This window comes from Streptomyces sp. NPDC002092 (genome assembly GCF_053593775.1).
The window spans coordinates 172,598-184,734 of record NZ_JBSFDG010000017.1 but is presented as its reverse complement, the minus strand read 5'-3'; the positions used below and the strand labels follow the sequence as shown (position 1 = coordinate 184,734).

The 12,137-nt window shown below is 70.7% G+C and carries 14 protein-coding genes; 5 read left to right on the top strand and 9 right to left on the bottom strand.

The features are described from left to right. The first annotated feature begins 41 nt into the window (after window positions 1-41). Together ACWCRD_RS34440 and ACWCRD_RS34435 are read left to right on the top strand one after the other, a co-directional pair. The gene (locus ACWCRD_RS34440; RefSeq protein WP_450969648.1) at window positions 42-1,325 is read left to right on the top strand and encodes a PP2C family protein-serine/threonine phosphatase; all 1,284 of its coding nucleotides are present in this window, start codon (window positions 42-44) and stop codon (window positions 1,323-1,325) included. A gap of 208 nt (window positions 1,326-1,533) precedes the next feature. Next, a complete protein-coding gene (locus ACWCRD_RS34435; protein WP_450969647.1) occupies window positions 1,534-2,265 on the top strand; it encodes a lysophospholipid acyltransferase family protein in 732 nt (243 codons plus the stop codon). 69 nt (window positions 2,266-2,334) lie between these two features. Here ACWCRD_RS34435 and ACWCRD_RS34430 read toward each other — a convergent pair whose 3' ends face one another. From ACWCRD_RS34430 to ACWCRD_RS34395, 8 genes are all read right to left on the bottom strand, one after another. After that, the gene (locus ACWCRD_RS34430; protein WP_450969646.1) at window positions 2,335-3,930 is read right to left on the bottom strand and encodes an alpha/beta hydrolase; all 1,596 of its coding nucleotides are present in this window, start codon (window positions 3,928-3,930) and stop codon (window positions 2,335-2,337) included. Between the two features lie 140 nt (window positions 3,931-4,070). Next, a complete protein-coding gene (locus tag ACWCRD_RS34425; RefSeq protein WP_450969645.1) occupies window positions 4,071-4,838 on the bottom strand; it encodes an urease accessory protein UreD in 768 nt (255 codons plus the stop codon). Beyond that, window positions 4,826-5,503, bottom strand: coding sequence for an urease accessory protein UreG (ureG, locus tag ACWCRD_RS34420; protein ID WP_450969644.1), 678 nt, complete (start codon window positions 5,501-5,503; stop codon window positions 4,826-4,828). Before ureG ends, ACWCRD_RS34425 begins: the two co-directional genes overlap by 13 nt. 142 nt (window positions 5,504-5,645) lie before the next feature. After that, window positions 5,646-6,320, bottom strand: a complete 675-nt coding sequence (locus tag ACWCRD_RS34415) for an urease accessory protein UreF (RefSeq protein WP_450969672.1) — start codon at window positions 6,318-6,320, stop codon at window positions 5,646-5,648. 43 nt (window positions 6,321-6,363) lie between these two features. Continuing rightward, window positions 6,364-8,085, bottom strand: coding sequence for an urease subunit alpha (locus ACWCRD_RS34410; protein WP_450969643.1), 1,722 nt, complete (start codon window positions 8,083-8,085; stop codon window positions 6,364-6,366). Continuing rightward, entirely contained in the window at window positions 8,078-8,389 is a 312-nt protein-coding gene (locus ACWCRD_RS34405) for an urease subunit beta (RefSeq protein WP_450969642.1), read from the bottom strand. Before ACWCRD_RS34405 ends, ACWCRD_RS34410 begins: the two co-directional genes overlap by 8 nt. A 10-nt stretch (window positions 8,390-8,399) precedes the next feature. Next, entirely contained in the window at window positions 8,400-8,702 is a 303-nt protein-coding gene (locus ACWCRD_RS34400; protein ID WP_010355509.1) for an urease subunit gamma, read from the bottom strand. An 87-nt stretch (window positions 8,703-8,789) separates the two neighbouring features. Next, window positions 8,790-9,440, bottom strand: a complete 651-nt coding sequence (locus tag ACWCRD_RS34395) for a TetR/AcrR family transcriptional regulator (protein WP_450969641.1) — start codon at window positions 9,438-9,440, stop codon at window positions 8,790-8,792. 144 nt (window positions 9,441-9,584) lie between these two features. On the opposite strand from ACWCRD_RS34395, the gene ACWCRD_RS34390 reads away from it, so the two are divergent. After that, window positions 9,585-10,598, top strand: a complete 1,014-nt coding sequence (locus tag ACWCRD_RS34390; RefSeq protein ID WP_450969640.1) for an ABC transporter permease — start codon at window positions 9,585-9,587, stop codon at window positions 10,596-10,598. Between the two features lie 70 nt (window positions 10,599-10,668). Here the strand turns inward: ACWCRD_RS34390 and ACWCRD_RS34385 are convergent, their stop codons facing one another. Continuing rightward, window positions 10,669-10,956, bottom strand: a complete 288-nt coding sequence (locus tag ACWCRD_RS34385) for a type II toxin-antitoxin system Phd/YefM family antitoxin (protein WP_389080849.1) — start codon at window positions 10,954-10,956, stop codon at window positions 10,669-10,671. Window positions 10,957-11,019: 63 nt separating this feature from the next. Between ACWCRD_RS34385 and ACWCRD_RS34380 the strand changes: the two genes are divergently transcribed. Beyond that, window positions 11,020-11,655: an ATP-dependent Clp protease proteolytic subunit gene (locus ACWCRD_RS34380; protein ID WP_450969639.1), complete on the top strand. Its 636-nt coding sequence runs from the start codon at window positions 11,020-11,022 to the stop codon at window positions 11,653-11,655. A gap of 7 nt (window positions 11,656-11,662) precedes the next feature. Further along, window positions 11,663-11,971, top strand: coding sequence for a hypothetical protein (locus tag ACWCRD_RS34375; RefSeq protein ID WP_099927190.1), 309 nt, complete (start codon window positions 11,663-11,665; stop codon window positions 11,969-11,971). Window positions 11,972-12,137: the final 166 nt, after the last annotated feature.

Genomic DNA, 12,137 nt, shown 5'->3' with positions numbered 1-12,137 from the left:
ACGTGGGAAAATTGCGTTGACCCGGCGGTGAGGCGGCAGCCATGAACGATGGGGCGATCGACTACGCGGCAGTGTTCCAGTGCCTGCCGGGAATGGTGGCGCTGCTGACACCCGAGCTGGTGTACGCCGACGCCAACGAGGAGTTCCTGCGCAATGCCCGCCGCACGCGCGAGCAGGTGGTCGGCCGCTATCTGTTCGACGTCTTCCCCGACAACCCGAACGACTCCACCGCCTCCGGAATGCGCAACCTTGCGGCCTCGCTGCAGCGGGTGCTGGAGACCGGCGAGCGCGACGCCATGGCCCTGCAGCGCTACGACGTCGAGAACCCGGACCGGCCGGGTGAGTGGGAGGAGCGCTACTGGAGCCCGGTCAACGCGCCGGTGCTCGGACCGGACGGCAAGGTGGTGCTGCTGGTGCACCGCGTCGAGGAGGTCACCGAGCTGATCAAGGCCAGGGGCAGTCCACGGAGCAGCCGGGCCCGCGTGCTGGAGGCCGAGCTGTACACCCGCGCCCGCGAACTGCAGGACCTCAACGAGCGGCTGCGGCAGGCCCACGCGCGCGAGCGCGAGGTGGCCATCGCACTGCAGGAGGCGATGCTGCCCGCCCGCCGGCAGGCCGGCCACCAGCACGCCGCCGTGCGCTACCGGCCCGCCGTCGGCTCGCTCAACGTGTGCGGGGACTGGTACGACCTGGTCGACCTGGTGGGCGGCCGGCGCATCGGCGTGGCGGTGGGCGACGTGGTGGGGCACGGGCTCGCGGCCGCCGGGGTCATGGGCCAGCTGCGCAGCGCGCTGAGTGCCGCCTCCCGGGTCGCCGAGGGCCCGGCCGAGGCGCTGAACGTCCTGGGCCGCTATGCGCACGTGGTGGACGGCGCCGAGTCCGCCACCGCCGTCACGACGTTCATCGACTTCGACGAGCACACCATCACCTACAGCAGCGCCGGGCACCCCCCGCCGGTCCTCGTCCACGCCGACGGCCGTATCGAGTTCCTCGACCAGGCCACCGACCCGCCGCTCGACGCCCATCCCGACCCGATCCCCAGACCCGAGGCCTGCACGCGGTACGCCGACGGCGCCACCCTCGTCCTGTACACCGACGGCCTGATCGAACGCAGACGGGAGGACATCGACACCGGCCTGGCCCGCCTCGCCGACTCCCTCGCCCGCCACCGCACCGAGGACCCCGAACAACTGGCCGACGCGGTCCTGCTGGAGTTGCTGCCGCCGGGCGGCGCGACCGACGACACCGCCCTGGTCATCGTGCGGTTGCGAGGGGAGGCAGACGGGGCGGCACGCCGCAAGGACCTGGTGTCCGCCAGCAGTTGAGCGTGATCGCGCCATGATGTGTCATCAGGTTGCTGTCTACCGGTCGGTAACTGGAGGCTGGTGCGGCAGTTGTCCCCACGCGCGCGACGCGGCGTCCGCCGTGTTCCGGCGAACTGCGCCTGCACATAGACTGGCGATCCCACGACACGCCGGTTGACCTGCTGGAACGCGGCGGCACAGGCGATCCGCCGGAGTGAGGAGCGACCTTTTGTTCTACTACGTGCTCAAATACGTGTTGTTGGGACCTCTGCTGAGACTGGTCTTCCGGCCTCGCATCGAAGGCCTCGAACACGTACCGGCCGAAGGCCCGGCGATCGTCGCCGGCAACCATCTGTCCTTCTCGGACCACTTCCTGATGCCGGCCATCCTCAAGCGCCGCATCACCTTCCTCGCGAAGAAGGAGTACTTCACCGGTCCCGGCATCAAGGGCCGCCTCACCGCGACCTTCTTCCGCAGCGCCGGGCAGATCCCGGTCGACCGCACCGGCAAGGAGGCGGGCCAGGCCGCCATCCGCGAAGGCCTCGGCGTGCTGAGCAAGAACGAACTCCTCGGCATCTACCCGGAGGGCACCCGCTCGCACGACGGCCGTCTGTACAAGGGCAAGGTCGGGGTGGCGGTGATGGCGCTGAGGGCCCAGGTGCCCGTCATCCCCTGCGCGATGATCGGCACCTTCGAGGCGCAGCCGCCCGGCAAGGTCATCCCGAACATCCACCCCGTCGTGATCCGCTTCGGCAAGCCCCTCGACTTCTCCCGCTACGCCGGCATGGAGAACGAGAAGGCGATCCTGCGTGCCATCACCGACGAGATCATGTACGCGATCCTGAAGCTGTCGGAGCAGGAGTACGTCGACGAGTACGCGGCCGTCGTCAAGGCGCAGCAGGCCGAGGCGGCCGGGGCCGCGGAGAAGGAGCGCCGCTTCCCGCGGATGCCACTGGGCTAGGACGGGGTGAGCACGAGGAAGGGGCGGCCGGAGTGTTCCCGGCCGCCCCTCACTTCGTACCGCTGCCGCTTACGGCTTGGGCGTGGCGTGCGGGGTGCAGGTCACGTCCGCGGCGTCCAGCTTGCCGCTCAGGAGGTAGTCGTCCACCTTCTGGTTGATGCACGGGTTGACCAGGCCGGTCACGCCGTGCGAGCCCGCGTCCTTCTCGGTGATCAGGCGGGAGCCCTGGAAGCGGTTGTGCAGTTCGACGGCGCCGTCGTACGGGGTGGCGGCGTCACGCGTGGACTGCACGATCATGACCGGCGGCAGGCCCTTGTGGGTCTTGACGTTCACCGGGGTCTGCTGCTTGACCGGCCAGGTGGCGCACGGCAGGTTCATCCATGCGTTGGCCCAGGTCATGAAGGGGTAGTTCTTGTTGAGCTCGGTGTTGTCCTTGTCCCACTTCTTCCAGCTGGTGGGCCACTTGGCGTCGGTGCACTCGACGGCCGTGTAGACGGCGTTGCCGTTCTCCGCGGTGATGTTGCCCGCCGTGTTGGACATGTCCGGGGCGGCCGCGTCGACCAGCGCCTTGGTGTCGCCGGCGAAGTACTTGCTGAAGGCCGTTGCGACCGGCACCCACGAGGAGTCGTAGTACGGGGCGCTCTGGAAGAAGGAGATCAGCTCGGCCGGGCCGACGACCCCGCCGAGCGGGCTCTTCTTGGCGGTGGCGCGCAGCTCGAGCCACTTCGCCTGGACCGCGTCGCGCGTGGTGCCGAGGTGGAAGGCGGCGTCGTTGGCGGCGACCCAGTCCTCCCAGTCCTTCCAGCGGCCTTCGAAGGCGACGTCCTGGTCCAGGTTGGCCTGGTACCAGATCTTCTCCCGCGACGGGTTGACGACACTGTCCACGATCATGCGGCGCAGATGGCCCGGGAACATGGTGCCGTAGACGGCGCCGATGTAGGTGCCGTAGGAGACGCCCAGGTAGTTGAGCTTCTTCTCGCCGAGCGCGGCACGGATGACGTCCAGGTCGCGCACCGTGTTGGGCGTGGTCATCTGCGAGAGCATCGCCTTGCCGGTGCGCTCGGCGCAGCCCTTGGCGTACTCGGCGGCCAGCTTGCGCTGGGCCTGCTTGTCGGCCTCGGAGTCCGGCACCGGGTCGGCCTTGGGCGCCTTCACGAACTCCTGCGGGTCGATGCAGGAGATCGGCGCGGAGTGGCCGACACCGCGCGGGTCGAAGCCCACGAAGTCGTACGCCTTGGCCACGTTGGCCCAGATCGGGTTCTTGTTGGTGACCCGCGTAGGGAAGCGCATGCCGGAACCGCCGGGGCCGCCCGGGTTGTAGACGAGGGCGCCCTGGCGCTCCTCCTTCGTCCCCGTGTTGCCGATGCGGTCGACGGCGAGCTTGATCTGCTTGCCGTACGGATGCGCGTAGTCGACCGGGACGCTGACGTACCCGCACTGGATGGGCTTGGCGAACCCCCAGTCGGCGGGGCAGTCCTGCCAGTCGATGCCGGCCTTCGCGGCGCGCTCGGCCGCGATGGCGGCACCGCGGGCCTCGCGGTCCTTGCCGGGCCGCGCTCCGGCTGTGGCGCTGGCACTCGGCGCTGCGACGGCACCGGCTATGAGCGTCGCCGCGGCGAGCACACCGGCCGAACCGAGCGCGGTGGCCCGCTTCTTTCGTCTCATATCCCTCAAGTGGGACCTCCCCCAACGTCATTGCGATTGTCAGAAGCGATCCTTTCGGCTGTGAACATGCCGAGAACAGGGGTCGTTGACCTTCTTTACCAATCCGATAAACGGTGACCCTCGTCCCGCTCAGCGGAAACTCACGCCATGGCGGCCAGCGCCTCGTCCAGCACCCGCCGCAGCCGCAGGGCATCGGCCGCCACGGCACTGACGAGCACGGCGGGCCCGGCGAGCGGCATCGCCACGGCGCCCTCCCCCAGCACCCGGGCCGCCACGGGCTCCATCCCGAACTCGGGCCGTACGACGACCAGTTGCCCCACGGCCCGGTGCCCGCCCAGCACGGCCGGACCGTCCCAGCCGCCCGGCGCTCCGGGCCCGCAGGCCAGCTCCTGGTCGAGGATCGCCCGACCCTCGACACGCACCGTAAGACGACTGGTCAGCCGCCCGGGTTGCTCCCCCACCCGCCCGAGCACCTGCTCCTCGCGCAGCACGAGCCGGGCCGCGCCGCCCAGCTCGACCCGCGTCCTGACATGCAGGTCGCTCCCGTGCGCGGAGATCAACTGCTCGGGCAGCCACTCCAGTTCACCGTCGTCGGCGACGTCGAGCCGCACGTCGTAGCGTGCCCCGCCCTTGGCCTGCCCGGGGAGCGCGATGGTGGCGGCGGCCGACCCGACCCGCAGCCGTGCCCCGCTCCCGACCTCGGCCTCGACGGCGAACTCGTCCCCGCCGAGCGGTCCGCTCATCGCCCCGACGAGCATGACCCGCGCCTCGGCGCCACTGCTCCGTGTCCGCCGCAGCGCGAGCGGCCCCTCCCCCTGAAGCACCGGCAGGGCCGTACCGCCCCTGCCGTCCTCGCGGGCGACGATCCGAGCGGTGGCCCGCACCCCGCTCACGGTCACGCCGGCCACGCGGCGAGCTGCGCCCGCACCCACCCGGCGACGTCGGTCACCCCGGCCTCGCTCCTGAGCGACTGGAAGACGACGGGCAGTTCGGCCCGCTGCGCCTTGGCGTCGGCGGCCATCCGCTCGAGGTCGGAGCCGACGTACGGCGCGAGGTCGGTCTTGTTGACGACGAGCAGATCGGCCGTGGTCACCCCCGGGCCGCCCTTCCGCGGAATGTCGTCACCACCGGCCACATCGATGACGAAGATCTGGGCGTCGACGAGCCCCTTGGAGAAGGTCGCGGTGAGATTGTCCCCACCGGACTCGACCAGGATCAGATCCAGCGGCCCGACCTCGTCCTCCAGATCCTCCACCGCCTCCAGATTGGCGGAGATGTCGTCCCGGATCGCGGTGTGCGGACAGGCCCCCGTCTCCACGGCAGTGATCCGCTCGGGCGGCAGCACGGCTTCCCGGAGCAGGAATTCGGCGTCCTCGCGGGTGTAGATGTCATTGGTGACGACGGCAAGCGAGAGCTCGTCCCGCAAAGCCCGGCACAGCGCGGCGACCGTGGCAGTCTTCCCGGACCCGACAGGCCCGCCGAGCCCGATCCGCAGGGCCCGCCGCGAGCCGTCGGGACGACGGGCGTCGGCGCTGACGGCACCGGGACCGTCGTGGGTGTGTTCCAGATGCATGGCAATGGCTCCAAAATTTTGGCCGCCCGGCGCCCTCCCGCCCGTCCGGCGTTCGAGGACGAGGCCGTTCAGGCCGATACGGGGGTCTGGGGGCAAAGCCCCCAGGGTCGGGAAGGCGAAGGGGCGGCGGGGGCGAAAGAAACTACGAGGCGAACAACCGCACAGCCCAGCCGGCATGCACCTCCGCGGAAATCTCCAGCAACGGCGCAGAAGCCGCAGGCAACGCATCGACCCCCTCGTCGACCACCACCCGCGCCGCCTCCACCGCCCGATCCGCAACACGATCCACCTCCGGCGCCAGCCGGGCCAGCACCCCCGTCGCATCGAACGGATCAAGGCTCAACAACCGCACCGTCGCACTCGCCGCCCCACTGACACTCTCGTACGCCGCACAGTAGGCCGCATCCACGGCCTCCAGGCCCGCCGCCCGAGCGGCCACCCCGAGCACCACCGCCTGATGCGCCCCCTTGGGGAACTCCCGTGCCAGGGCGTCGAGTTCACCCGAGGGCCAGGCAGCGCGAGCGGCCCGCATCAACTGCCGCCCCAGCTTCCGCCCGGCGACCCGCAGCGCAGGCGACGGCGTCCGCGCATCCGCCGCCGCATCCAGGGCCGCAGGATCCACGCCGAGAACGGCGGCGGCCGCGAGCGAGGCGGCGACCAGTCCCGCGGTGTGCAGCCGCCCTCGGCAGAAGGACTCCAGGCTCGCGGCCCCACTGATCCGCCCGGCCTTCACGGCCGCCTCGGCCCCGCCGGAGTGCGCATGCCCTCCGGCGGGAAAACGCCCGTCGGCCAGAACGAGAAGAGCTGCCCGCGACATCACGACCACGCCATCAGAAGAGTCATCGGAAGAGGGAGCGCCATCAGAAAAGGAAGTACCGCTGGGCCATGGGCAGTTCGGCAGCGGGCGTCGCCTCGACGAGTTCCCCGTCGATGTGCACGGCGAAGCTGTCGGGATCGATCTGCACCCGGGGCCGCGCGTCGTTCTCCCGCATGTCGGCCTTGGTGACCCCCCGCGTCGAGTCGATCGCGACGAACCGCTTCCCGAGCGAGAGCCGTTCCGGCAGCCCGTCCTCGATGGCGAGCGGTGCCACGAAGTTGAAGGAGTTCGCGGCGGGCGCCCGCCCGATGGCCCCGTACATCGGCCGCGGCAGGATCGGCTGCGGCGTCGGGATGGACGCGTTGGCGTCGCCCATCTGCGCGTAGGCGATCTGCCCGCCCTTGACGACCAGGTGCGGCTTGACCCCGAAGAACGCGGGCTCCCACAGCACGAGGTCGGCGAGCTTTCCGGTCTCCACCGAGCCGACCTCCCGGGCAAGTCCCTGCGCGAGCGCCGGATTGATCGTGTACTTGGCCACGTACCGCCGCACCCGCCGGTTGTCCGCCCGCCCGTCACCCGGCAGCGCCCCCCGCCGCCGCTTCATCACATGCGCCGTCTGCCAGGTCCGCATGACGACCTCGCCGACACGCCCCATGGCCTGGGAGTCGGAGGAGATGATGGAGATGGCGCCCAGGTCGTGCAGGATGTCCTCCGCGCCGATGGTGGACGGCCGGATCCGCGACTCGGCGAACGCCAGGTCCTCCGGCACCGCCGGGTTGAGGTGGTGGCACACCATCAGCATGTCGAGGTGTTCCTCGGCGGTGTTCACGGTGAACGGCCGCGTCGGGTTGGTCGAACTCGGCAGCACATGCGGCTCGGAGACGACCGTCATGATGTCCGGCGCGTGCCCGCCGCCCGCACCCTCGGTGTGGTACGCGTGGATGCCTCGCCCGCCGATCGCGGCGAGGGTGTCTCCCACGAATCCGGCCTCGTTGAGGGTGTCCGTGTGAATGGCGACCTGGATGCCCGTCCGGTCCGCCACGGTCAGCGAGGCGTCGATGACGGCGGGCGTGGAGCCCCAGTCCTCGTGCAGTTTGAGGCCCAGGGCGCCGCCGCGGATCTGCGAGAGCATCGCCTCGTGCGAGACGGTGTTGCCCTTGCCGAGGAAGCCGATGTTGAGCGGGTACTGCTCCATCGCCTCCAGCATCCGCGCGAGGTGCCAGGGGCCGGGCGTGACCGTGGTCGCCTTGGAGCCCTCGGCCGGTCCGGTGCCGCCGCCCACCAGCGTGGTGATGCCGGCGGACAGCGCCTCGTCGGCGATCTGCGGACAGATGAAGTGGACGTGCGCGTCGATGGCACCGGCGGTCAGGATCCGCCCGTTGCCCGCGATGACCTCGGTCTCCGGGCCGATGACCAGGTCGGGGTGAACGCCGTCCATGGTGTCGGGGTTGCCGGCCTTGCCGATCCCGGTGATCCGGCCGTCGCGGATGCCGACGTCGGCCTTGACGATGCCCCAGTGATCGATGATCACGGCACCCGTGATGACGGTGTCCGGGGTGCCCTCCGCGCGCGTGGCACGCGACTGGCCCATGGACTCCCGGATGACCTTGCCGCCGCCGAACACGGCCTCGTCACCGGCGAGTCCGGGTCCGCCGGAACGATCCTCCTCGATCTCGACGATCAGATCGGTGTCGGCCAGCCGGATGCGGTCGCCGGTGGTGGGGCCGAAGAGGTCGGCATACGCGGCACGCGAGATCTCAGGCATCGAGGGCACCTCCGGTCTCCCCGCGCAGCCCGGGCACCACACGGGCGCCGGCCAGCGGGACGAGTTCGACGTCGACGGGGATCCCGGGCTCGAAGCGCACGGCCGTACCCGCGGGGATGTTGAGCCGCCTGCCGCGGGCGGCGGCGCGGTCGAAGTCCAGGCCGGGGTTGGCCTCGGCGAAGTGGTAGTGGGAGCCGACCTGGACGGGCCGGTCGGCGGCGTTGAGGACGGTCAGCCGGGTGACCTCGCGGCCCTCGTTGTACACAACGGGCTCGTCCGCGAACAGGATCTCGCCGGGAATCATCGAGGCCCCCTCAGACGATCGGGTCGTGGACGGTGACGAGCTTGGTGCCGTCCGGGAAGGTCGCCTCGACCTGGACGTCGTGGATCATCTCGGGGATGCCCTCCATGACGTCGTCCCTGGTCAGGAGCTTGCGCCCGGAGGCCATGAGCTCGGCGACCGTGCGGCCGTCCCGGGCGCCTTCGAGGATGTGCGAGGTGATGAGGGCGACCGCCTCGGGGTGGTTGAGCTTGAGCCCGCGGGCCCGGCGCTTCTCGGCCACGTCGGCCGCCACATGGATGAGCAGCCTCTCTTGCTCGTGCGGGGTCAGTTGCACGTCCCACCTCACAGTCCTCACCCGGACCGTGCGGGGCCCGGTTGCCGCAGCCACGGGGCAAAGTGCCTGGTGGCGTGGATCGGCAGGCTAGTTGGACCGAGTTTCAAGCAAGTTAACCGCACGGTGATCCCGCACGCTCATCAACGCCCGTAGACCGTCTCGCAGGACGTCGCTCGAAGCGGGCCCGAACAGCGCCTGCTGCGCGAGGAAGCCCATCGCGGCAGCCATCATGGTGCGGGCCACGTCGTCCGGGGACACGTCCGGCCGCATCATCCCGGCTTCCTGGTACGACTCGGCGATCCGCCCCCAGGTCTCCTGCACCGCGCCGTAGCCCTCACGCAGCAGGGCCGCGAGCTCCGCGTTGCGGAGGGTCTCCGCCCACACCTGGATGACGAGGCCCGGAAAGGCGGGCCGCCCGTCCACGGTCAACGACTCCTTGGTCGCGAGGACGCGGCCGAGCACCGATGACACCAGGAGGTCCGGAGGCGGGGGCGGGCTGCTGCGGGCCTGTTCCTCGAAGCCCTTGTGCACCTCGCCGAGCACTTCCGCGACGATCGCGGCGATCAGCTCCTCCTTGCCGCTGAAGTAGCGGTAGACGGCACCCGCGGACAGGTCGACCTCCTTGAGGACGTCCTGCATGGACGTGGCGTGGAAGCCGTTGCGTGCGAAGCACAGTGCGGCGCCGTCGAGGATCTGCCGGCGGCGGGCGTCGAGGTGTTCCTGGGATACACGGGCCATGGCCCCAAAGTAAAACGAACGTTCCTTCTTGACAAGCCATGCCGACGGCGAGACGGTGAGGGCCCCCATCAAAAACGAACGATCCTTCTTTTTAACGCTCTCCGGGCCACTTGCCCCGCTTCCGTCGATCCCGAGAGGAACGCCATGCCCACCGCATCCGCTACCCCGCCGAGGGCACACCGCCGCCGTCTGATCGCGGTCGTCGTCCTCGTCCCGCTGCTCGCCGCCCTGGCACTGTGGGCCTTCGCCTGGCCCGCCGCGCGTACCGCGCCCCGCGACCTGCCGCTGGGCGTGGCCGGCCCCGCGGCCGCGACGGCCCAGGTCGAGAAGCAACTGGAGCAGAAGAAGGGTGCCTTCGAGATCCACCGCTACGCCGACGAGGCCGCCGCCCGGGACGCCATCGAGGACCGGACCGTATACGGCGCTGTCGTCGTCACACCCCAGGGCCCCGAACTGCTCACCGCCTCGGCCGCGGGCCCGACGGTCGCGCAGCTGCTGCAGCAGGCGGTGGCCCGGCAGGCGTCCGCCGAGGGCACACGGATCCGTACGGTCGACGTCGTGGCCGCCCCCGCGAACGACCCTCGCGGCGCGGCCCTGAACGCCGGCGTGCTGCCGCTGGCCCTGGCCGGGATCGCGGCCGGCTCGGTGGTGACCATGACGGGACTGCGCGGTCTGCGCGCCGTGGCCGCCCTGACCGGGGCCGCCGTGCTGGTCGGCGCGACCGCGGCCGGTATCGCGCACAGCTGGCTCGGGGTGCTCACCGGCAACTGGTGGGCGGAGGCCGGTGTACTGGGCCTGGCGACGCTGGCCGTGAGCGCCGCGGTCGCAGGGCTCGGCGCCCTGCTCGGACAGGCAGGCATCGGGGTCGCCGCGGGCACGGTGATGCTGTTCGGCAACCCCTTCTCCGGCGCGCCCTCGGCCCCGCAGATGCTGCCCGAGCCGGTCGGCACGATCGGCCAGTGGCTGCCGCCGGGCGCGGGGACGACCCTGCTCCGCTCGGTGTCGTTCTTCGACGGCGCGGCGGCGACCGGCCCCGCCCTGACCCTCGCCTGGTGGGCCCTTGTGGGCCTGGGCGCCGTACTGCTCGGCCATGCGCTCAAGGCACGGACGAAGACCACCGAGCCCGCCGCCGGGCGGAACCTCGCCCCGGTCGGCTGACCCTCCGTAGCACCCGAGCCGACCGTGCACCCCCGCTGTAGCGGACGGGGGTGCACGGTCTTTGCGTCACCTAGGAGGCGCCGGTCCCGCGGTGGTGCGCCGCGATACCGAAGCGCTGCTGTTCGCGGGGAGCGGACGCCACCTCGCGGACGGTGGAGACCGAGCTGATCACCTGCTCCTCGGCGGGCTCCGGGACTTCCTGCAGCTCCTCCAGCCGCTCCAGGTCAGCGGCGGAGACCAGGGCGACGAGGGGTTTTCCGTGCCGTGTCACGACGACGCGCTCACCGCCGTACACCACCCGGTTGATCAGATCGGCGAGCTCAGCCCTGGCTTGCGTCACCGGAATCTCGTAGGCCATGCCCCCATCATAACGTCATGTACGTCCTGTACATTTTTTACAGACGCAGAAGGAGGGGTACCGATGACCCGACCGTCCGCCCGTTACGTGCTGCCCGAGTTCACCGAGCGCACCAGCTCCGGCACCAAGACAATGGATCCGTATTCCAAGCTGCTGGAGGAGCGGATCGTCTTTCTCGGGGCGCCGATCGACGACACCTCGGCGAACGATGTGATGGCCCAGTTCATGCACCTCGAGTACCAGGCGCCGGACCAGGACATCTCGCTCTACATCAACTCCCCCGGCGGCTCGTTCACCGCCATGTCGGCGATCTACGACACGATGCAGTACGTCGGCTGCGACGTGGAGACGATCTGCCTGGGGCAGGCCGGCTCGTCCGCCGCGGTGCTGCTCGGGGCGGGCACGCCGGGCAAGCGGTTCGCGCTGCCGGGCGCGCGCATGGTGATCCATCAGCCGCTCCTGGCCGAGCCCATCGAGGGACAGACCAGCGATCTGGCCATCCAGGCCGCCGAGTTGGGCCGGATGCGGGCCCGGCTGGAGGAGATGCTCGTACGGCACACGGGACGCAGCCCGGAGCAAGTCGCTGCGGACATCGAGCGGGACAAGATCCTGAATGCCCAAGAAGCCGTGGAGTACGGCCTGGTGGACCGGATCATCCCCAGCCGCAAGGCCACCCTCGCCCCGCCCACCGGGCGGTGAGCGGCCGGTGCTCCCACCGGAACTTCCGCCGCTGCCCGCCCTCACCCGCGCCGAGGGCGAGTTGATCGACCGTTACCTCGACGTGGTCGACCTCCTCGGCCGCATCAACCCGGCGCAGCACGGCGACACGTATCGCGGGCTGCGGGCCGCGCAGGCGCTGGTGAGCAAAGCAGCTCAGCTCCGCGACGCCCTGGCGCTGATGCACCAGCGGGGCGAGACCGAGCTGCACGCCCCGACGCTGGGGCGGGCCCTGCGGGTGCTCGACGGGGAGCGGCGCACCGCCAGGGTCACGGTGCCGCCTCAGTCCGACAGTTGACGCACATACGACCGGTCCGGACCTTCCGCCCTGTCGGCGGAGCGTCCGGACCGGAGTTCAAACGGACCAAATGAGGTACCCCCGTTCGGCGTAGTCGCGGCTCCTTTTTCGCGACCGCCAAGGTTGCGCAACGCGCCTGCCCCAAGGGCGGTTTCTGGTGCTCCGG

What these genes read in the sequence shown, in the direction of transcription:
- ACWCRD_RS34385 (WP_389080849.1), bottom strand. Translation starts at nt 10,956, where the DNA reads ATGGCCTACGAGATTCCGGTGACGCAAGCCAGGGCTGAGCTCGCCGAT.
- ACWCRD_RS34380 (WP_450969639.1), top strand. Translation starts at nt 11,020, where the DNA reads ATGACCCGACCGTCCGCCCGTTACGTGCTGCCCGAGTTCACCGAGCGC.
- ACWCRD_RS34405 (WP_450969642.1), bottom strand. Translation starts at nt 8,389, where the DNA reads ATGATTCCCGGCGAGATCCTGTTCGCGGACGAGCCCGTTGTGTACAAC.
- ACWCRD_RS34390 (WP_450969640.1), top strand. Translation starts at nt 9,585, where the DNA reads ATGCCCACCGCATCCGCTACCCCGCCGAGGGCACACCGCCGCCGTCTG.
- ACWCRD_RS34395 (WP_450969641.1), bottom strand. Translation starts at nt 9,440, where the DNA reads ATGGCCCGTGTATCCCAGGAACACCTCGACGCCCGCCGCCGGCAGATC.
- ACWCRD_RS34430 (WP_450969646.1), bottom strand. Translation starts at nt 3,930, where the DNA reads ATGAGACGAAAGAAGCGGGCCACCGCGCTCGGTTCGGCCGGTGTGCTC.
- ACWCRD_RS34440 (WP_450969648.1), top strand. Translation starts at nt 42, where the DNA reads ATGAACGATGGGGCGATCGACTACGCGGCAGTGTTCCAGTGCCTGCCG.
- ACWCRD_RS34415 (WP_450969672.1), bottom strand. Translation starts at nt 6,320, where the DNA reads ATGTCGCGGGCAGCTCTTCTCGTTCTGGCCGACGGGCGTTTTCCCGCC.
- ureG (WP_450969644.1), bottom strand. Translation starts at nt 5,503, where the DNA reads ATGCATCTGGAACACACCCACGACGGTCCCGGTGCCGTCAGCGCCGAC.
- ACWCRD_RS34410 (WP_450969643.1), bottom strand. Translation starts at nt 8,085, where the DNA reads ATGCCTGAGATCTCGCGTGCCGCGTATGCCGACCTCTTCGGCCCCACC.